This is a genomic window from Rhodoferax sp. SPJ21, assembly GCF_058216335.1.
On record NZ_JBYZMO010000002.1, the window covers coordinates 1,188,401 to 1,207,681 of the forward strand.

The following is a 19,281-nucleotide window of genomic DNA, read 5'->3' on the forward strand; positions in this document are numbered from 1 at the left end:
TTGGCAGCTATTCAAAGTCCATTCTCCCGGCGCACATCGAAAGAGCTGGTCGGTGAGATGCGAGTGCAACACACGCCGCTGGTTGCTATTACATAGGGGGCAATGTCCCAAATACTCGATCTCTTCAGGTGGCCAAACGCCCATGGGCATGCCAGTGTCGGGTGAAGACGTCATTTTTTTCGAATTAACGGAAGCATTTGGTAACTGCACCATGCTAAGGCACAGGCCAATACCAGAGCCAGTAGTTGCCAAGGCGGTTCAACGGAGGCGGTTGTATAAATAACCATAGGCGATGCGACGACTCCTATCAGAGTGACCATGGCTCCACCCGATGCTGCCCACAGGAGTGCCCTGCGCAGGGCACTTTGCGATGCAGGAAATTGCTGCATGGCATTTGTAAACAGCAGCAATGTGTCGAACACTACCCGCATGGTCCAGACCATCGCAGCCCCAACAATGCCCCAGTGAATCAGTGTCCACCACAACGCGATGCCATAGGGTACTAGTTCAACCAAGTGGATTTTTGCAATCAGGTCGGTACGGCCTGCGCTCTGTAGCAAGTTGTACGGAATATGGGCGAATCCGTTGATTAACACACCGGCAGCCAACCATTGCCACACCATGCTGCTCTGTTGCGCTATCTCAGCCCCTACCCACCAGTGCAAAAGCCAAGGGCCCAGTACCGTGAGACTGATCAGACCTGGCAGCCAGCATGCCACTAGTATGCGTGTTGCCGAGTGGACCAAGTCGGGCAGTACCGCTGCCGATGTGCCCGAATTGCCTTGGGCATGGGCCAGCAGTGGAAACAACACGCCCAGCATCGCGACCGGAATCGCAGGCAGGCGCGACAGCACATCAAAGGGCACGGTGTAATGGGTCACGGCAGCGGTAGACAGCAGGGCTGCGATGGCAAAGCGGTCAAAGTACGACAGCAGTGGGCCTACCAAATTGCTCACCGTGAGCCAGCCCCCAAAGTGCAATAGTTGGCGAAGTCCATTAGACGGTGGCGCATGATGCCCATGGGCAAATTCTTGCTTCGCCAGCCAAGCAAACGCCAATGCGGTGCCGATACGTACCAGTAGCAAGCCTGCCATTACAGCACGCAAATCTACTGAATACAGTGCAATCAGCCAAGGTACGCAAAAGCTGGCTATGCCAGAAGGGATACGCACGCTGTTCACGGCGGTGAACCGGCTGCGCGCCTCTAAAACACCGGTGCTGCCGGTGGACCACATCAGGAATGGGATGGCAATTGCCAGCATGGCCCAAGCCATTGGTGCCTCTGCGCGCACCTCTGCAGGCATTTGGATGGCTGTATCTATCCACGGCGTAAAGACCAGTAGCAGTAAGGCCCATATGGCTCCAAGTCCCCACATCAGTAGGCGTGCCATGCGCGCCATAGCAGCCTGGGCTGCCAGTGGCATACCGGATGCATTGTGGTGCGACAGATACTGGGTCAGTGCGCGTCCTAAGCCCAGGTCTAGCAGACCAAAGTAGCCAACCAAAGCCCAGGCCAAGGTCAAAGCACCAAAGCGATCCTGTCCCAGACGGTGAATCAGCCCGGGTACGACTGCAACGCCCACGAGCATGGGCAGCACCATCCCGCTGACGTTGAGGGCAATATGCATGAAATGGTTTCGTGTAAGCATGCTGCGATCAGGCGCCTTCAGGGCGCTCATTGCATGCTACTAGCCGTCCTGCAGGAGGACTCCCGGGTGCGTGTGCAGTGGTATTGAGTGCGCAGCCTGGTACCAACTGTGCAAGGTATGCGTGAAGAGCCGGTAGGTCGTTGCTCTGCGCTGCCGTCCATAAGACTTGCAACTGGCCGGACAGTACGGACCAGGGGATGAACTCCTCATGTGCTTTCATGATTCGCGGGTGCGGTGTGGCAGCGGGGTTGTTGCCGATCAATAATTCTTCATAGAGTTTTTCACCAGGGCGCAAACCGACAATCTGGATTTCGATGTCACCCGCAAATGTGATTGGGTCGCGCAAAGTGAAGCCTGACAGGGCCACCATGCGTTTGGCCAAATCCAGGACTTTCACGGGTGCACCCATGTCCAGCACAAACACATCGCCACCTTGGGCCATGGCTCCGGCTTGCAGCACCAATTGGGCAGCTTCAGGGATGGTCATGAAGTAGCGGGTGACCCCGGCATGGGTCACGGTAATTGGCCCCCCACTGGCAATTTGCTGGCGAAACAGCGGCACTACGCTGCCACTGGAGCCCAGAACATTGCCAAACCGCACCATAGCGAAGCAGGTTGCATGCGGTTGTGGTGGTTGTGGTGCGCCATTGGCGGAGGCGGCATCAAAAACAGGCTTGGGTTCGTTGGCCAGCGCTTGCAGAATCAGTTCTGCTACACGTTTGGTGGCTCCCATGATGCTGGTTGGGCGCACGGCCTTGTCCGTTGACACCAGAACGCATTGGGCTACGCCATTCTCCAGTGCGGCGCGGGCTACATTCAGGGTACCAAAGACGTTGTTTGCAATACCTTCGGCAGGGTTGCTTTCTACCAAGGGGACATGTTTGTATGCGGCTGCGTGGTAGACCGTACTCGGGCGGTGCGTTTTGAATATGCCCGATATCAAGCCGTAGTTACGAACACTGCCGAGTAAAGGCACCAGTTCCACGGTGAGTGCGTGTTCGGTGCACAGAGCAAGCAGCTCGGCATGAATGGTATAGAGCCCAAATTCATTGTGGTCTACCAGCACCAGACGCGTGGGGTGCTCCACAATTATCTGACGGCATAACTCGCTGCCGATGCTGCCACCTGCACCTGTTACTAAAACTGTTTTTTGGAAGAGGTTGCGTGCAAGAAGTTCGGGGTGCGGTGGAATTGGTTCGCGGCCGAGCAGATCTTCAATATCCAATTCTCGGATGTCCTGCACGGTAACCCGACCGCTGGCCAAGTCAGACATGGCTGGCAGCGTGCGGACATGTACGGGTAGGTTTTGCAGATCCTTGAGAATGTCATTGCGGCGCTCGCGTGTGCTGCTGGGCAGGGCTAGCAATATGTCCGTGACATCATTCTTCTTAACCAGTTCAGGTATTTCCCCGGGCATATGGACATGCACGCCATTGATACTGCGCCCAGCTTTTCGTGGGTCGTCATCGATGAAGCCCACTATGGTGTACGTGCGCGTACTTGCAAGCGCTGCTGCGGTTTGGGCGCCGGCTTCGCCCGCGCCATAAATCAGCAGGCGCGCTTGATGACGCTTATCCATGGACCCTAATCCAGATAACCAAAATCGTGCCATGGCACGGCTGGTACCTACCAGTAGCAGAAATATCAGCGGCTGCAAAATTCCGATGCTGCGTGGGATCACTTCCCAGCGCATCCATTGCATCCATTGCAATGTCGTGAACAAGAACAGCGCATATATCACCACTGCTGTTGCTGTCGCAGTTAATGCCGCCATACCTGTGTAACGAAAGATCGCGCGGTATAGACCGAATCGCACAAAAATGGGTACCGCAAGAACAGGCGCTACCAGGTAGACAGCCCATTGAGCGCCCATTGGCCTGTGCAGGCTATCCAGTCTGAGGGTGAAAGCGATCCACATCGCTAGCAGACTCAAGGCAATGTCTAGCGATACGACCACTAGGCGCTTGGTTGAGCGTGGCCAGTTCAGGATGGATGGATGGTTCAGGAAGCGTGCGGGCATCAATGGGGCGGGGTATCTGAAAAATGCGTTTGGGCCAATATGTCGACGACCAGCTCCAGGCGGAGCAAAGGACTTTCAAGGGCCATCAGATTGTGCTTGTCCAGGACTGACAAAGGTAATAGCTCGCACCACCGGTTGGCAACCCAAGCGCAATCGTTCAATTGGTATGTTTCGGGCTGCGGCAACCAGCCACTGTTGGCATTTTTGGCGTGCAAAGTCTGTATCAGCTGATCCAGACTTTTGGCGCTGTGCTGCAGATCCGGTGGAATGGGGCTTGCAGCATCTTCGGCTATCAGGGTTACGTCGGCCGTCCAGAGGCCAAAATGCGGCTGCTGTTTAGAGTCTATGCGAAAGCGCTGGCTTCCCCTGCAGTCCAACATGAGCAATCCGGGCTCAAGCATTTGCAGGCGGGCAATGTGCGCCAGTACGCCCACTGGGTGGAAACGTTCAGTCGGTGCGGTGGGTGTACGTACTTCTGATCCCTCCGCCAACGAAACAATACCAAAAGGCGTCCCCATGCGATAGCACTCTTCAACCATATGAAGATAGCGGACCTCGAAAATGCGCAACGGTAGTACGCCACCGGGAAAGAGCACGGTCTGAAGCGGGAAGAGCGGAATGTTTAACAAGACAGGCTATGCCAGCGTATGGTGACAGGCGCTATCATCCCACGACCTGATATGAGCCCATCGCATGCTGTACCAAATCATCTCGTTTCTGCTGGAGGTCGTTACCGGTCTTTTTGGAGGAGCTTGCCTGTTGCGGTTGTACATGCAGTACCAGCGCATCCCTTTTCGCAATCCCGTGGGCAGCATGGTTTTCTCTTTGTCTGATTGGATTGTGCTGCCGTTGCGCCGCGTAATTCCGGCATTGGGTCGGTGGGATCTTGCTAGTCTGGCTGCAGCGTTTTTGTTGAAGTTGCTGCAATTTTTGCTTTTATGGCTGGTGTCAGGCAGTTTTGCGGGTTGGGCTGTTTTGCCCTTGCTCGCTTTGTTTGGCTTGGTGTCCCTGGCGATTTCGGGGCTCACGGGTCTGCTGTTGGTGTACACCGTTATGTCATGGATGCAGACGCACACACCGCTGGCTGACGTGATTGAGCGCTTGTGCGCACCGCTTCTCGCGCCTATACGGAGTGTTCTTCCGACCATGGGAGGCCTGGATTTGTCCGCCCTGGTGCTGTTGGTGCTGTTGCAGGTGGCATCGATTGTCGTGGGCTACGCCTTGCCCATGGTGCTGGCCCATTTCTAGGCCAGTCTAGAAGTTAAACCACGGCGTCTGCAGGTTGCTTGAGTAACATCGCCAAGGTGTGGGCGACGGTCTTGCGCAGGTCTTTGCGGTTGCAGATCAGGTCAATGGCACCTTTTTGCTGCAGGAATTCAGCCCGTTGAAATCCTTCTGGCAGGGTCACGCGTACCGTGGATTCAATCACGCGGGGGCCTGCAAAACCGATCAAGGCCTTAGGTTCCGCTATCACTACATCCCCTACAAAGGCAAATCCGGCGCTGACTCCGCCCATGGTAGGGTCGGTCAGCACGCTGATATACGGCAGGCCTTTTTTGGCTAGACGTGTCAGTGCCGCATTGGTTTTTGCCATTTGCATCAGGCTGAGGAGGCCTTCTTGCATGCGCGCACCTCCGGTTGCGGTGAAGCAAATGAACGGTACTTTTTGTTCAATGGCCGCGTGCACGGCGCGCACAAAGCGCTCACCCACGACGCTTCCCATGCTGCCACCCATGAACTCGAATTCAAAACAAGCGACGACGGCGTTGATGCCGTGGATGGAGCCACCCATGACCACCAGTGCATCGGTTTCGCCGGTGTTTTCCATGGCCTCTTTGATGCGGTCTGTATATTTGCGACTGTCTTTAAACTTGAGCGGATCTACGGGAACTACTTCCTGTCCTAGCTCATAGCGGCCTTCGGCATCCAGGAATACGTTGAGCCGGGCGCGGGCGCCGATCCGGTGGTGGTGGCCGCAACTGGGGCAAACGTTCTGGTTTTGTTCCAGATCATTCTTGTACAACACTGTCTCGCAGCTCGGGCATTTGATCCACAGCCCTTCGGGCACGCTGCGGCGGTCGGCCGGGTCAGAGCGCTGGATTTTGGTGGGAAGAAGTTTTTCGAGCCAAGACATAGGTGCAATCCTCAGGGAGGGGCGCCTCGCAGCGCCCCTGGTTCACGGGGGGTGAATTATGCGTCCAACGCAGCGCGGATGTCCCGCAGGAAGTTTTCGGCCACTTGGACGACTTGATCGTGCGGCTGGTTTTCGATCAACTGGATGATCTTGCTGCCAATCACCACAGCATCGGCCACTTGGCCGATAGCGCGTGCGGTTTGTGCATCACGGATGCCAAAACCCACGCCGACCGGTATATGCACATGCTGGCGGATGCGCGGCAGCATGGCTTCAACGGCAGCCGTGTCCAGTGTGCCGGCACCAGTGACGCCTTTGAGCGAGACGTAGTACACATAGCCGCTGGCAACATGGGCAACTTGCTGCATGCGCTTCTCGGTCGAGGTGGGCGCCAGCAGGAAGATCAGGTCCATATTGTGGGCCTTGAGCTTGGCGGCAAAGTCCACGCATTCTTCGGGCGGGTAGTCCACCACCAGTACGCCGTCCACACCTGCTTTGGATGCATGCGCAATGAATGCATCTTGGCCGTGTGCCTGGTCATAGCGCTCAACCGGGTTGGCGTAGCCCATCAGCACTACCGGCGTGTGGGCGTTTTGTTTGCGGAATTCCCGCACCATTTCCAGGACCTGTGCCATACCAATGCCGAAGGATAAAGCGACGTCGCCGGCCTTCTGGATCACCGGGCCATCGGCCATCGGGTCGCTAAAGGGCACGCCCAACTCGATCACGTCGGCCCCAGCTGCGACCATGCCGTGCATCAGCGCGGGCGTGATGTCGGCAAATGGGAAGCCCGCAGTAACGTAAGGGATCAGCGCTTTACGCCCGTCCTTTTTGAGTTGGGAGAAAGTTGTGGTTATGCGGCTCATACGGACTCCTTCAGCGTGGCGCTGGCACCTTTGACCGCGAGGCCGCGCATCGATGGTCGGTCGTAAAAATCAGAACCCGACAGGTCGGCTACTGTGCCAATATCCTTGTCGCCCCGGCCGGACAGATTCACCAGAATCGACTGGTCTGGTCGCATGGTCTTAGCCAATTTCATGGCGTAGGCGAATGCGTGGCTGGACTCCAGCGCGGGGATGATGCCCTCGGTACGGCACAGGTAGTGGAAGGCCTCTAGTGCCTCCTTGTCGGTGACGCCGACGTATTCGGCCCGGCCTATGTCTTTGAGGAATGCATGCTCCGGGCCGACACCTGGGTAGTCCAGGCCGGCGCTGATGCTGTGGGTTTCGGTAACCTGGCCATTAGCGTCCTGCAGCAGGTATGTGCGGTTGCCATGCAGCACGCCGGGGCTGCCTTTTTGCAGCGATGCCGAATGTTTGCCCGACTCCAGACCTTCGCCAGCCGCTTCCACGCCGATCAAACGGGTGGCCGCATGGTCAATGTAAGGGTAGAAGATGCCCATGGCGTTGCTGCCGCCGCCCACGCAGGCGATGACGGCGTCCGGCTGCTCGCCAGTGCAACCGGCCGCTGCCAGCATCTCGGGCATCTGCACCAGGCATTCGTTGCCGATGATGCTCTGGAAGTCGCGCACCATCATCGGGTAGGGGTGTGGGCCGGCCACGGTACCGATGATGTAGAAGGTGTTGTCCACATTGGCGACCCAATCGCGCATGGCTTCGTTCAGTGCATCTTTCAGGGTTTTGCTGCCCGACTCCACCGGTACGACGGTGGCACCCAGCAATTTCATGCGGTAGACGTTGGGGCTTTGGCGCTTCACGTCTTCGCTGCCCATGTAGACCACGCATTCCAGGCCGTAGCGGGCGCAGATGGTCGCCGTGGCGACGCCGTGCTGGCCCGCGCCGGTTTCGGCGATGATGCGCGGCTTGCCCATGCGCTTGGCGAGCATGGCCTGGCCTATGGTGTTGTTGACCTTGTGGGCGCCGGTGTGGTTCAGGTCTTCACGCTTCAAGAAGATCTGGGCTCCGCCCATTTCACGGCTGGTACGGGCTGCGTGGTAAACCGGCGAAGGGCGACCGACGAAGTGCGCGAGTTCCGACGCGAACTCGGCCAGAAAGGCCGGGTCGTGCTGGTACTTGGCGTAAGCGTCTTTCAGTTCTTCGATGGCGTGGGTCAGCGTTTCAGAGACGAAGCTGCCGCCGTAAATGCCGAAATGGCCTGAAGCATCAGGTTGTTGGTAAGTGGACATGGTGTGACTTTGCAAGTTGGACGTCTGCCGCGCGCACTGCGGCGACAAACTGGTGGATTTTTTCGGCGTCCTTGATTCCCTTGGAAATCTCGACGCCGGAACTCACATCAACGGACAGCGAGAGCGCGCGTGGCCGGACCTGCAAAATACCATCGGTCACGTTTGCAGGCGTGAGTCCACCACTTAAGACGAGGTGAGAGTTGACGCTTGGAGGAAGACGTGACCAATTGAATGTTTTTCCGCCGCCGCCGTATCCGTCGACATGGGCGTCGAGCAGGATGGCTTGGGCTGTTGCGTAATCGGACGCGAATTTTACCAAGTCGAAGCTGCCACTGTCACCCAGAGGGATACGCGCCGCGCGCAGGAACGGGCGTCGGCCCTCTACGCTGGCTTCCCAACACTGCTCTGGTGTTTCTTCACCATGAAATTGCACTGTAGCGCAGGGAATATATGCACAAGCAGCTATCACATTTGTAGCGGACTCGTTGACGAACAACAAAACCGGAGTGACAAAGGGGGGCAGGCGTTTCGCCAGTTCCGCCGCGCGCTGCGGTGTCACATAGCGTGGGCTGGGTGGATAGAGCACAAAACCGACGGCGTCGGCGCCGGCGGCCACGACGGCATCTACGTCTTGTTCGCGGGTCAGGCCGCAGATTTTGATGCGCGTACGCGCTTGGAGGTTCGTCATGGCAGCCAATCAAAGGCAGGGGTACGGTCTGGCAGGCCCCAATGGGCAGGATACACCGGTCCCATGAAGTACAGGCCATCTGGGGAGAAGGTGGGCGCGGCGGCATTGCGGTTGCGTGCCGCCAGTACCTCCTGTATCCACTCCGGTGGCTGCTCGCCCTTGCCGATGACCAGCAGGCAGCCCATCAGGTTGCGGATCATGTGGTGTAGAAAGGCATTGGCTTCGAATTCGAACCGCCAGTACGTGCCGCGCCGAGAAATATCCAGGCGCATGAGTGTCTTCACCGGCGACAAGGCTTGGCAGCGAGCGGCACGGAAAGAGGAAAAGTCGTGTTCGCCCAGCAAATATTGGGCGGCTTGCTGCATGGCGGCCAAATCCAGAGGCCGGAACACCCAGCCTACGCGACCGCCTTCCACACTAGGGCGCACGGGCGACTCCAGCAACGCGTAGACATATTTACGGGCAATGGCACTGGCGCGGCAGTGGAAGCTGTCGGGGACCTCTTGGGCCCATTGCACGGCGATGTCCCGGGGCAGTAAGGCGTTCACGCCGCGAACCCAGGAGGCGATCGGCCTATGCAGGCGGGTGTCGAAGTGCACTACCTGCATCATGCCGTGCACGCCGGCATCGGTGCGTCCGGCGCACAGGGTGGATACGCGCTGCTGGGTAAAGCTGGCCAATGCCGCCTCCAGCTTGTCCTGTACCGTATTACCCGAAGGCTGGCTTTGCCAGCCGTTGTAAGTTTGACCGTTGTAACTGACGGCTAATGCCAGACGCATGACCGGATCAACCCTGCATCACCGACCATGGCATCAAGACAGACTGGCCAGGAACTGTTGTGCCTTGGCACGCAGTGCACCAGTGGCTTCTGCCAGCACTTCTTCGGCCAGGGCCCGTGCGCCGTCTTCGTCGCCAATAGAGTTGAACTCTTCAGCCAGCGACAGCTTGGTTGCCAGCGGGTCGCCGGCATCTGGTTCTTCTTCGGGCTCGATCTGGCTGGCAGAGGCCGGTGTTTCGTCCAGATCCAGCGACAGTGATCCCATGTCAAACGGTACTTCGTTACCGTGAATGGTAGGGGCTGCTGCTTCCAGTTCCGCGCTGGGGACTAGGTCGATGTCGAAGTCCAGTGCGTCCATGTCGGCCGGTGCATCGGGAAGGTCGAGCGCTGCAGGCACGGTCAGCGATCCAGCGGGGTCAAAACGGTCCGCGCTGTTATTGATTTCGGGGAAGGACTCAGTCGGTGGCTGCAGCGTGTCGGGCGGCAGCGTGCTGGGCGCATCCGTAGTCGCTTTGCCATTTTGCAGAAAGTCCAGGTCCAGATCCAGGTTGGAAAACGCGTCTGGCGTGGATGCCGCTGGTGGGGTTTCCATCAGCGGTTCTACCAATCCAGCAGCGGCGGCGACTGTGGCTACTGCCGCGGTCCCGTGGTACAGGGCGTTGTTTGGGTCCAGATTGCGTCCGAGTTCGGCGATGTGGTCCCATTCCGGGCCAACGCCACTCGTCAATCCGTGCGCCTGGGTGGCAAGAGCAGTAAAGCTGCTCAAGTCGCGGCGCTTGGCGTAAATGTCTTCCAGCTTGGCGTGGATGGCGACACGGCCAGGGTTGCTGCGCAAAGCTTCTTTAAGGATTTCTTCGGCTTGCAGGTCTCGGCCATACGCCAGGTAGACATCGGCTTCGGCCACCGGGTCTACATCGCCAGCAGCATCCAACTGGCTGGGAGAATAAGACATGGACGACGCCGGGGCATCTGCCGCGTTGGTGTCTATCCGTTGGCCACCGCTGGCACCAAAGAAGGAGTCGGGCTGCAGCCGGCTTTCCAGAAAGGAGCTGTCCGCGCTTGAGGTATTTTTACGTTTGCGCGAAAAGTACAGGCCAGCGCCAGCAAGCAAGACCACCAGGCCTGCGCCCAAGGGCGCCAGCGGGTTGTCCATCAGGGTGTTGAGCCAGCTATCTTCTTCTATGACGGGTGGGGCTGCTGGCGCACTGGCGGCTACGGCAGGCGCGGAGACTGCCGGTGCAGCAGGAGCGACTGCTGGAGCAGATGCCGGCAGGCTGGGTTCCGAGGCGGTTGGTACGGCAGAAGCTGCTGGGGGAGCCGCTACTGGCACAGGCACGGTCACGGCCGGTATTTCTGCCGGCGTTTTGGCGGCACTGGCAATCGGTGCGGCCGGCGTGGCGGGTGCTGGCGCACTCGCGGACGATGCGCCCAGCTTGTTCAGATCGGTGATGTTTTTAGACAGTTCAGCGACCCGGGCTGCGGCTTCTTTGGCGGCCTTTTCCTGGGCAATGGCGTCGTCCGTGCCTTTGCTGTTCTTCAGTGCGCCTTTGGACAGAGTCAGTTTGTCGGGTATGGCGACGGAGGGCTTTTTATCACTCACTTCCGCCTGCACGCGGCCGCTGGCTTTGCGGTCGGCTTCTGTGGTCTGCACGGCGGGCACGCCGCCTGCCAATTTGCTGCGGAACTCGTTGAAGTCCCTGCTTTGCGCGTTGATGATTTGCGTGGCTTCTGGCGCGGGAGTCGCGGTGGCCTGGATGCTGTCCGGTAGCTTGATGACTGCACCGGCCTTGACGCGGTTGACGTTGCCGTTGATGAATGCGTTAGGGTTGGCGCGCAACATGGCCACCAACATTTGGTCAAGCGACACATTGGCGGGCTTGGTGTTACCTGCAATCTTGCTGGCTGTGTCGCCCGCTTTGACCACGACCTGCTTTGCTTCGTTAGGAGCTGGGGCGGGCTTGGGAGCTGCGGCTACTGGCGGACGTGGCTTGACGGGGCGCACGGCGTCTGTGTTGGCCGAAGGCGCCATTGTGGGGACGCTGGGTGCGGCAGCAGGCGCTGGTGTGCTGATCTGTGGAGCGGTCGCGGCAGTAGCGGGTGTCGGGCGCTGCGAAGGCGGGTCCAACAAAATGGTGTAGTCGCGCACAATCCGACCCGAGGCCCAGTTCACCTGCAGGATCAGGTCTACAAACGGGTCGTTGACAGCGCGGTTGCTGTTCAGACGCAACACTGAACGTCCATCGGGGCGGCGTTGCAGTTGTATTTTCAGGTCGGCCAGGGCAGGGCTGTATTCCAGGCCCGCCGCACGAAAGGCTTCTGGGGGCGCGACTTCGGGCCGCAGACTGGTGGCCTCGTCGGCGGAGATGTCCGGTAGCTCGATTTCCGCGCGCAGGGGTTCGCCCAGGCCCGACAACACGGTCATGTGTCCCAATGACAAGGCGGCGGCATGATTCGCAAAACCCAGCAAAGTGGCTGCAACTGCCGCTGCAACAGCGGAGGTTCTCCAGCCGCGCAATGGCAAATTGCGGCCAGATGTGGGGCTGGAAGCGCGTTCAACCGACATATTCTTGTTCATCATTCGGGCATGTACTACGATACAAAAAGAGGAAAAGTACCATAGCATCAATGTCTTACGCAGACAAGTTGATGTGGGCTTTTACGGTTGAAGCATCGCGCGGCGGCGACGTTGCAATACCTTACATGTTATCAAACACACATGGCCTACCCGGGACGGACAGGCCATGTGTGGTGTTTACGCTTCCAGCAGGATACGCAGCATGCGGCGCAGCGGCTCGGCAGCACCCCACAACAGCTGGTCGCCAATCGTGAATGCTCCCAGATACTCAGGGCCCATGGCCAGCTTGCGCAGGCGGCCGACCGGGATGCCCATGGTGCCGGTCACGGACACCGGCGTCAGGTCCTTCACCGTGGCTTCGCGGGTGTTCGGCACCACGCGCACCCACTCGTTGTCTTGGGCGATCATGGCTTCGATGTCGGCCAGCGGCACGTCCTTCTTTAGCTTGAAGGTCAGTGCCTGGCTGTGGCAACGCATGGCGCCGACACGCACGCAGAAGCCGTCGACCGGCGTGATGGCGGTGCCGAAGCCCGGGCCTTGGCCCAGGATCTTGTTGGTTTCGGCGCCGCCCTTCCATTCTTCCTTGCTGGAGCCGTCGCCCAGGTCCTTGTCGATCCAGGGGATCAGCGAGCCGCCCAGCGGAGCGCCGAAGTTGGCGATTTCGGCAGCCGACAGGTTTTGCTGCTTGGCCAGCACCTTGCGGTCGATTTCCAGGATGGCCGACTTGGGGTCGTCCAGCAGAGTGCGGACTTCGGCGTTCAGCGTGCCGAACTGCGTCAACAGTTCGCGCATGTGCTGGGCACCGCCGCCGGACGCGGCCTGGTAGGTCATGCTGGTCATCCATTCGACCAGGCCTGCCTTGTACAGCGCCCCTACGCCCATCAGCATGCAGCTGACGGTGCAGTTGCCGCCGATCCAGTTCTTGCCACCTTTGCTCAGCGCGTTCTTGATCACCGGCAGATTCACCGGGTCCAGCACGATGATGGCGTCGTCGTTCATGCGCAGCGTGGAGGCGGCGTCGATCCAGTGGCCGTTCCAGCCGGCAGCGCGCAGCTTGGGGTAGACCTCGGAGGTGTAGTCGCCGCCCTGGGCGGTCAGGATGATGTCGCAGCGCTTCAGCGCGTCGATGTTGTACGCGTCTTGCAGCGTGGTTTCGTTCTTGGCCTGCGCGGGGGCCTTGCCACCGGCGTTGGAGGTGGAGAAGAACATCGGCTCGATCAGGCCGAAATCGCCCTCGGCCTGCATGCGGTCCATCAGCACCGAGCCGACCATGCCGCGCCAGCCCACCAAACCTACGAGATTACCTACCTTCATCACATTGCCCTTTCAGAAAAATTGATTTCTCTTCTCCCGGCTCGTCGGGCCGGGAGGGGCGTGACGAACCGGGCTAAGTCTTAGCCTTTAATGGTCGTCTTGGTAATGGCAGCCACGACGGCATCGCCCATTTGCTGGGTGCCGACCTTGGTCGTGCCTGCCGAGTAGATGTCGGGCGTTCTGAAACCTGCAGCCAGCACGGATTGCACTGCGGACTCGATACGGTCGGCAGCGTCGGCTTGTTGGAGGGAGAAACGTAACATCATGGCGGCGGACAGTATTGTAGCCAATGGATTCGCCACGCCCTTGCCGGCGATGTCTGGCGCGCTGCCGTGGCTGGGTTCGTACAGGCCCTGGTTCTGCGCATTCAGGCTGGCCGAAGGCAGCATGCCGATGGAGCCGGTGAGCATGGACGCTTCATCGGACAGGATGTCACCAAACATATTGCCGGTGACGATCACGTCGAAGCTCTTCGGTGCCTTGACCAGCTGCATGGCGGCGTTGTCGACCAGCATGTGGTCCAGCGCCACGTCGGGGTACTGCGTGCCGATTTCGACCATCACGTCTTTCCACAGCTGCGAGGTTTCCAGCACGTTGTTTTTGTCCACGCTGGTGACGCGCTTGTTGCGCTTGCGGGCGGCCTGGAAGGCGACGTGGGCGATGCGTTCGATCTCCGGGCGGCTGTAGCGCATGGTGTCGAAGGCTTCTTCGGCACCGGGGAAGTGCCCGTCCACCGCGACACGGCGGCCGCGCGGCTGGCCGAAGTAGATGTCGCCGGTCAGCTCGCGGATGATCAGAATGTCTAGGCCGGACACCAGCTCGGGCTTCAGGCTGGAGGCGCTGACCAGCTGCTCGTAGCAGATGGCGGGGCGGAAGTTGGCAAACAGGCCCAGGTTCTTGCGCAGGCCCAGAATGGCTTGCTCTGGGCGGAACTGGCGCTCCAGCTTGTCGTACTTCCAGTCGCCGACGGCGCCGAACAGCACGGCGTCGGCCTCTTTGGCCAGCTTCAGCGTGGCTTCGGGCAGCGGGTGGCCGTGCGCGTCATAGGCGGTGCCGCCGACCAGGGCGGATTCCATCTCGAAGGGCAGGTCGAGTACGTTCAGTACCTTGACAGCTTCGGCGACGATTTCGGTGCCGATGCCATCACCGGGGAGTACTGCGATTTTCATAGAGCTCATTGGAATTTATAAGAAATAGGGCGCCAGCGCAGATATATCCTGCGCAGGCAGCTATGAATTTAATAGTGGCTGGGCTTAGGCGCCGGTCACCGTGGTGTGGGCCAACCAGGGCTTGGTGGCCAGGCGTTCTGCCTCGAAGGCCTTGATCTTGTCGGATTGGCGCAGGGTCAGGCCGATGTCGTCAAAACCGTTCAACAGGCAGTACTTGCGGAAGGCCTGCACGTCGAAGGGGATCTCTTCGCCCTGCGGCTTGACGATGACCTGGCGCTCCAGGTCCACCGTCAGCTGGTAGCCGGGGAAGGCTTGGCAGGCGTCGAACAATTCGGCTACTTGCACTTCGGGCAGCACGATGGGCAGCAAACCGTTCTTGAAGCAGTTGTTGAAGAAGATGTCGGCGTAGCTGGGCGCGATGATGGCGCGAAAGCCGTATTGGTCGATGGCCCAGGGTGCGTGTTCGCGCGAGGAGCCGCAGCCAAAGTTCTTGCGTGCCAGCAGGATGGACGCACCCGCATAGCGCGGCTGGTTCAGCACGAAGTCGGGGTTGGGCTTGCGGCTGGCCGGGTCCTGGCCGGGGAAGCCCGCGTCCAGATAGCGCCATTCGTCAAACAGGTTTTGGCCAAAGCCGGTCTTGCGGATGGACTTCAAAAACTGCTTGGGAATGATCGCGTCGGTGTCAACGTTTTCGCGGTCCATGGGGGCCACCAGGCCCTGGAGTACGGTGAATTTTTGCATCTTATTTCGCCGCGTTGCCGATGGCCTGGCCCGCACGTTCGACGTCTTGGCCGATGCCGTGCACGGTGTTGCAGCCAGCCAGAACGAAAGTGGCTGCGATCAGGAAAGCGAATTTCTTCATATGGGTCTTTCTACACAATTAGGCGAATTGGCGTACGTCCACAAAGTGGCCGTGCACGGCAGCGGCAGCGGCCATGGCGGGGCTGACCAGGTGGGTGCGGCCACCGGCGCCCTGGCGGCCTTCGAAGTTGCGGTTGCTGGTGGAGGCACAACGTTCGCCGGGCTCCAGCTTGTCGGCATTCATGGCCAGGCACATGGAGCAGCCGGGTTCGCGCCATTCAAAGCCGGCGGCCTTGAAGATCACATCCAGGCCTTCGCGCTCGGCCTGCTCTTTCACCAGGCCGGAGCCAGGCACGACCATGGCCAGCTTGATGTTCTTGGCAACCTTTTGGCCCAGCTTCTTCACCACGGCGGCGGCTTCGCGCATGTCTTCGATGCGGCTGTTGGTGCAGGAGCCGATGAACACCTTGTCAACGAAGATGTCGTTCAGCGCCTTGCCGGGCTGCAGGTTCATGTAGGTCAGAGCACGTTCGATGGCTCCGCGCTTGTTGCTGTCTTTTTCCTTATCGGGGTCGGGAACAAAGCCGTCGATGCCCAGCACCATCTCGGGCGAGGTGCCCCAGGTGACTTGCGGAATGATCTGGCTGGCGTCCAGCTCGACCACGGCGTCAAAGTGCGCGCCGGGGTCGCTGTGCAGGGTGCGCCAGTAGGCGGCGGCGGCATCGAATTCGACGCCGGTGGGGGCGAGCAAACGGCCCTTCACATAGTTGACGGTCTTCTCGTCCACCGCCACCAGGCCGGCGCGGGCACCGGCTTCGATGGCCATGTTGCAGACCGTCATGCGGCCTTCCATGCTGAGTGCGCGGATGGCCGAGCCGGCGAATTCGATGGTGTAGCCGGTGCCGCCTGCCGTGCCGATCTTGCCGATGATGGCCAGCACGATGTCTTTGCCGCCGCAGCCCTTGGGCAGCGTGCCTTCCACCTTCACCAGCATGTTCTTGGCCTTCTTGGCCAGCAGGGTTTGCGTGGCCATGACGTGCTCGACCTCGCTGGTGCCGATGCCGTGCGCCAGCGCGCCGAATGCGCCGTGGGTCGAGGTGTGCGAGTCGCCGCAAACGACCGTCATGCCGGGCAGGGTGGCGCCGTTTTCAGGGCCGATGACGTGCACGATGCCCTGGCGCTTGGACATGAACGGGAAGAAGGCCGCCGCGCCGGATTCGGCGATGTTGGCGTCCAGCGTGGTGATCTGCTCTTTGCTGATCGGGTCGGTGATGCCGTCGTAGCCCAGCTCCCAGCCGGTGGTGGGCGTGTTGTGGTCGGCGGTGGCGACGATGGAGCTGATGCGCCACACCTTGCGGCCGGCCTGGCGCAGGCCTTCGAAGGCCTGTGGGCTGGTGACTTCATGGACCAGGTGGCGGTCGATGTAGAGGATGGTCGTGCCATCTTCCTCGGTGTGGACGACGTGTTCGTCCCAGATCTTGTCGTACAGAGTGCGTGCCATGGGTGCTTCTTTCGTGGGGATCAATATTATGCGTCTGGTGCCTGGGCCGTGAGGTGGTCCAGCAGCAGGCGGGCGGTGACGGGTAGGGTGGAGAAGTCGCGCGCCACCAGCTCGATCTGGCGCGTCGCCCAGCTGTCGCTCAAGGGCACGGCAACCAGTTGGCCTGTGCCGTGCATTAGCTCAAATGCGCGCTGCGGCATCACGCCGATACCCAGGCCATTGGCGATCATGCGGCACATGGCGTCCAGCCCGGCCACGTGGATGCGCAGCTTGATGCTGCGGCCCTGGGTGGCGGCAGCGCGGTGCATGGCCAGGTAGATCGAGCTGGTGGCCTGCAGGCCGACATGGTCGAAATCCAGGGTATCTTCAAAATGGATAGCTGCCTGCGCAGATAGAGCGTGCGCTGCAGGCACTATCAATGCCAAATTGTCTTGCCGGTAGGCACGGGTTTGCAGTGTGCCCACGCCGTCGGCGGTGTTGCAGATGCCCAGGTCGGCCGCGCCTTCCTGCACTGCGCGGATGACTTCGGAGCTGAGGTGCTCCTCCAGGTCGATCTTGACCTGGGCATGCTCGCGTACAAAAGCGCCCAGGTCTTCGGGCAAGAACTGCACCACGGCCGAGATGCTGGCGTGGATGCGTACATGGCCGCGCACGCCGTAAGCGTATTCGCTGAGCTCGCCCTGCATCTTCTCCAGGCTATAGAGCATGGAGCGTGCGTGGTGCAGCAGGCTTTCACCGGCGGGCGTGAGGTCCACGCCGCGCGCGTGGCGCACCAGCAGGGGGGTGTCCAGCGTGGCCTCCAGGTCGCTCAGCCGCTTGCTGACGGCGGAGGCGGCGATGAATTCGCGTTCCGCCGCGCGGCCTATGCTGCCGAGCTCGCACACCGCTACAAACAGCTGTAGCGAGGTGAGGTCCATGCGGCGGGCAAAGTTGCGTTCGGTGGGTTGCATCGGGGTTGGGGCATCGCTGTGGGCGATGGCTGGCTATTTTCCTGCTTTTGAATGGGCTTTGCCTTCTGTATTGGCGATGGCTGCCATCGCGCGTTTGTGGCGAGGAATTTATATGTTTTATGGCTCTAGCGCAGGTGTTACTTGCGCTGACAGCTATTTAAAGTGTAGCAACCTGGGCAGGCATGAAAAAACCCGCCTGCATTGCTGCGAGGCGGGTTTTTGAGGGGCTGCGTGGATTAACGCGAAGCGATGGGCTTGACGTCGCGTGCCACCGAGCCGGTGAACAGCTGGCGTGGGCGGCCGATCTTGTACTCGGGGTCGCCGATCATTTCATTCAGCTGGGCGATCCAGCCCGAGGTGCGGGCCAGGGCGAACACGGCGGTGAACAGCGGCGTGGGGATGCCGATGGCGCGTTGCACGATGCCGGAGTAGAAGTCCACGTTCGGGTACAGCTTGCGCGATACGAAGTAGTCGTCTTCCAGGGCGATCTTTTCCAAGGCCATGGCCAGCTTGAACAGCGGGTCGTTTTCCAGGCCCAGCTCGGCAAGCACTTCCTTGCAGGTCTCTTGCATCAGCTTAGCGCGCGGGTCGTAGTTCTTGTACACGCGGTGGCCAAAGCCCATCAGCTTGACGCCGGAGTTCTTGTCCTTGACCTTTTCCATGAACTCGCCGACTTTGGCCACACCGCCCATGCGCTGGATGTCTTCCAGCATGTTCAAGCAGGCTTCGTTGGCGCCGCCGTGGGCAGGGCCCCAGAGGCAGGCCACGCCCGCAGCAATCGCCGCGAACGGGTTGGTGCCGGACGAGCCACACAGGCGCACGGTGGAGGTGGAGGCGTTTTGCTCGTGGTCGGCGTGCAGCGTGAAGATGCGGTCCAGGGCGCGTTCCAGCACCGGGCTGACCTTGTACTCTTCACAGGGCGTGGCGAACATCATGTGCAGGAAGTTGCCGGCGTAGCTCAGCTCGTTCTTGGGGTACATGTAGGGCTGGCCAATGGTGTACTTGTAGGCCATGGCCACCAGCGTTGGCATCTTGGCAATCAGGCGGATTGCGGCGATTTCGCGGTGCTGCGGGTTGGTGATGTCGGTGCTGTCGTGGTAGAAGGCCGACAGCGCACCGACCAGGCCGGTCATGATGGCCATGGGGTGGGCATCACGGCGGAAGCCGCGCAGGAAGAACTGCATCTGCTCGTTGACCATGGTGTGGTTGGTCACGAGTTTGGTGAAGTCGGCTTTTTGGGTGGGGTTGGGCAGCTCACCGTACAGTAACAGGTGGCAAGTTTCCAGGAAGTCGCAGTTGGTGGCCAACTGCTCGATGGGGTAGCCACGGTACAGCAGCTCGCCCTTGTCGCCGTCAATGTAGGTGATGGCGGATTGACAGGAGGCGGTGGACAGGAAGCCTGGGTCGTAAGTGAACATGCCGGTTTGGGCATACAGCTTGCGGATATCCACGACATCCGGCCCCACGTTGCCCTGGTACACCGGTAGATCCACACTCGGGCTGCCGTTACTGAACGACAGGGTGGCTTTATTGTCAGCTAGTTTCATTTTTGCCCT

The 19,281-nt window shown here is 60.0% G+C and carries 17 protein-coding genes; 1 reads left to right on the forward strand and 16 read right to left on the reverse strand.

What is annotated here, in order from left to right:
* Positions 1-170: 170 nt before the first annotated feature.
* Genes AC4BBN_RS13465 through AC4BBN_RS13475 form a run of 3 tightly spaced genes read right to left on the reverse strand, consistent with a single transcriptional unit; the run spans position 171 to position 4,298 of the window.
* Positions 171-1,679 (reverse strand): flippase, encoded by a 1,509-nt coding sequence (locus tag AC4BBN_RS13465; protein WP_490592474.1) that lies wholly within the window; start codon positions 1,677-1,679, stop codon positions 171-173.
* Positions 1,657-3,669, reverse strand: a complete 2,013-nt coding sequence (locus tag AC4BBN_RS13470) for a polysaccharide biosynthesis protein (protein WP_490592475.1) — start codon at positions 3,667-3,669, stop codon at positions 1,657-1,659. Before AC4BBN_RS13470 ends, AC4BBN_RS13465 begins: the two co-directional genes overlap by 23 nt.
* A complete protein-coding gene (locus AC4BBN_RS13475) occupies positions 3,669-4,298 on the reverse strand; it encodes an LON peptidase substrate-binding domain-containing protein (RefSeq protein ID WP_490592476.1) in 630 nt (209 codons plus the stop codon). The genes AC4BBN_RS13470 and AC4BBN_RS13475 overlap by 1 nt, the downstream gene beginning before the upstream one ends.
* A 64-nt stretch (positions 4,299-4,362) precedes the next feature.
* Here AC4BBN_RS13475 and AC4BBN_RS13480 point away from each other — a divergent pair, with 64 nt between their 5' ends.
* The gene (locus tag AC4BBN_RS13480) at positions 4,363-4,917 is read left to right on the forward strand and encodes a YggT family protein (RefSeq protein WP_490592477.1); all 555 of its coding nucleotides are present in this window, start codon (positions 4,363-4,365) and stop codon (positions 4,915-4,917) included.
* 13 nt (positions 4,918-4,930) lie between these two features.
* Here AC4BBN_RS13480 and accD read toward each other — a convergent pair whose 3' ends face one another.
* The 13 genes from accD to AC4BBN_RS13545 all read right to left on the reverse strand — a co-directional run bounded on the left by accD (position 4,931) and on the right by AC4BBN_RS13545 (position 19,272).
* On the reverse strand, positions 4,931-5,803 hold the full coding sequence (gene accD / locus AC4BBN_RS13485) for an acetyl-CoA carboxylase, carboxyltransferase subunit beta (RefSeq protein ID WP_490592478.1): 873 nt from the start codon (positions 5,801-5,803) through the stop codon (positions 4,931-4,933).
* Positions 5,804-5,859: 56 nt separating this feature from the next.
* The gene (trpA, locus tag AC4BBN_RS13490; RefSeq protein WP_490592479.1) at positions 5,860-6,669 is read right to left on the reverse strand and encodes a tryptophan synthase subunit alpha; all 810 of its coding nucleotides are present in this window, start codon (positions 6,667-6,669) and stop codon (positions 5,860-5,862) included.
* Entirely contained in the window at positions 6,666-7,949 is a 1,284-nt protein-coding gene (gene trpB, locus AC4BBN_RS13495) for a tryptophan synthase subunit beta (protein ID WP_490592480.1), read from the reverse strand. Before trpB ends, trpA begins: the two co-directional genes overlap by 4 nt.
* On the reverse strand, positions 7,927-8,637 hold the full coding sequence (locus AC4BBN_RS13500; protein ID WP_490592481.1) for a phosphoribosylanthranilate isomerase: 711 nt from the start codon (positions 8,635-8,637) through the stop codon (positions 7,927-7,929). The genes trpB and AC4BBN_RS13500 overlap by 23 nt, the downstream gene beginning before the upstream one ends.
* Positions 8,634-9,416 carry a tRNA pseudouridine(38-40) synthase TruA gene (truA, locus tag AC4BBN_RS13505; protein WP_490592482.1) on the reverse strand — a complete coding sequence of 261 codons (783 nt, stop codon included), beginning with the start codon at positions 9,414-9,416 and terminating at the stop codon, positions 8,634-8,636. The genes AC4BBN_RS13500 and truA overlap by 4 nt, the downstream gene beginning before the upstream one ends.
* Before the next feature lie 33 nt (positions 9,417-9,449).
* Positions 9,450-11,978 (reverse strand): motility hub landmark protein FimV, encoded by a 2,529-nt coding sequence (locus tag AC4BBN_RS13510; protein ID WP_490592483.1) that lies wholly within the window; start codon positions 11,976-11,978, stop codon positions 9,450-9,452.
* 189 nt (positions 11,979-12,167) lie between these two features.
* Positions 12,168-13,304 carry an aspartate-semialdehyde dehydrogenase gene (asd, locus tag AC4BBN_RS13515; protein ID WP_490592484.1) on the reverse strand — a complete coding sequence of 379 codons (1,137 nt, stop codon included), beginning with the start codon at positions 13,302-13,304 and terminating at the stop codon, positions 12,168-12,170.
* Positions 13,305-13,384: 80 nt separating this feature from the next.
* A complete protein-coding gene (leuB, locus tag AC4BBN_RS13520; protein WP_490592485.1) occupies positions 13,385-14,473 on the reverse strand; it encodes a 3-isopropylmalate dehydrogenase in 1,089 nt (362 codons plus the stop codon).
* An 84-nt stretch (positions 14,474-14,557) separates the two neighbouring features.
* A complete protein-coding gene (leuD, locus tag AC4BBN_RS13525; RefSeq protein WP_490592486.1) occupies positions 14,558-15,214 on the reverse strand; it encodes a 3-isopropylmalate dehydratase small subunit in 657 nt (218 codons plus the stop codon).
* Position 15,215: 1 nt separating this feature from the next.
* The gene (locus tag AC4BBN_RS13530; protein WP_490592487.1) at positions 15,216-15,335 is read right to left on the reverse strand and encodes an entericidin A/B family lipoprotein; all 120 of its coding nucleotides are present in this window, start codon (positions 15,333-15,335) and stop codon (positions 15,216-15,218) included.
* 18 nt (positions 15,336-15,353) lie between these two features.
* Positions 15,354-16,775 carry a 3-isopropylmalate dehydratase large subunit gene (gene leuC, locus AC4BBN_RS13535; RefSeq protein ID WP_490592488.1) on the reverse strand — a complete coding sequence of 474 codons (1,422 nt, stop codon included), beginning with the start codon at positions 16,773-16,775 and terminating at the stop codon, positions 15,354-15,356.
* A gap of 26 nt (positions 16,776-16,801) precedes the next feature.
* Positions 16,802-17,725, reverse strand: a complete 924-nt coding sequence (locus tag AC4BBN_RS13540; protein ID WP_490592489.1) for a LysR family transcriptional regulator — start codon at positions 17,723-17,725, stop codon at positions 16,802-16,804.
* A gap of 236 nt (positions 17,726-17,961) precedes the next feature.
* Positions 17,962-19,272, reverse strand: a complete 1,311-nt coding sequence (locus AC4BBN_RS13545) for a citrate synthase (protein WP_490592490.1) — start codon at positions 19,270-19,272, stop codon at positions 17,962-17,964.
* Positions 19,273-19,281 lie beyond the last annotated feature (9 nt).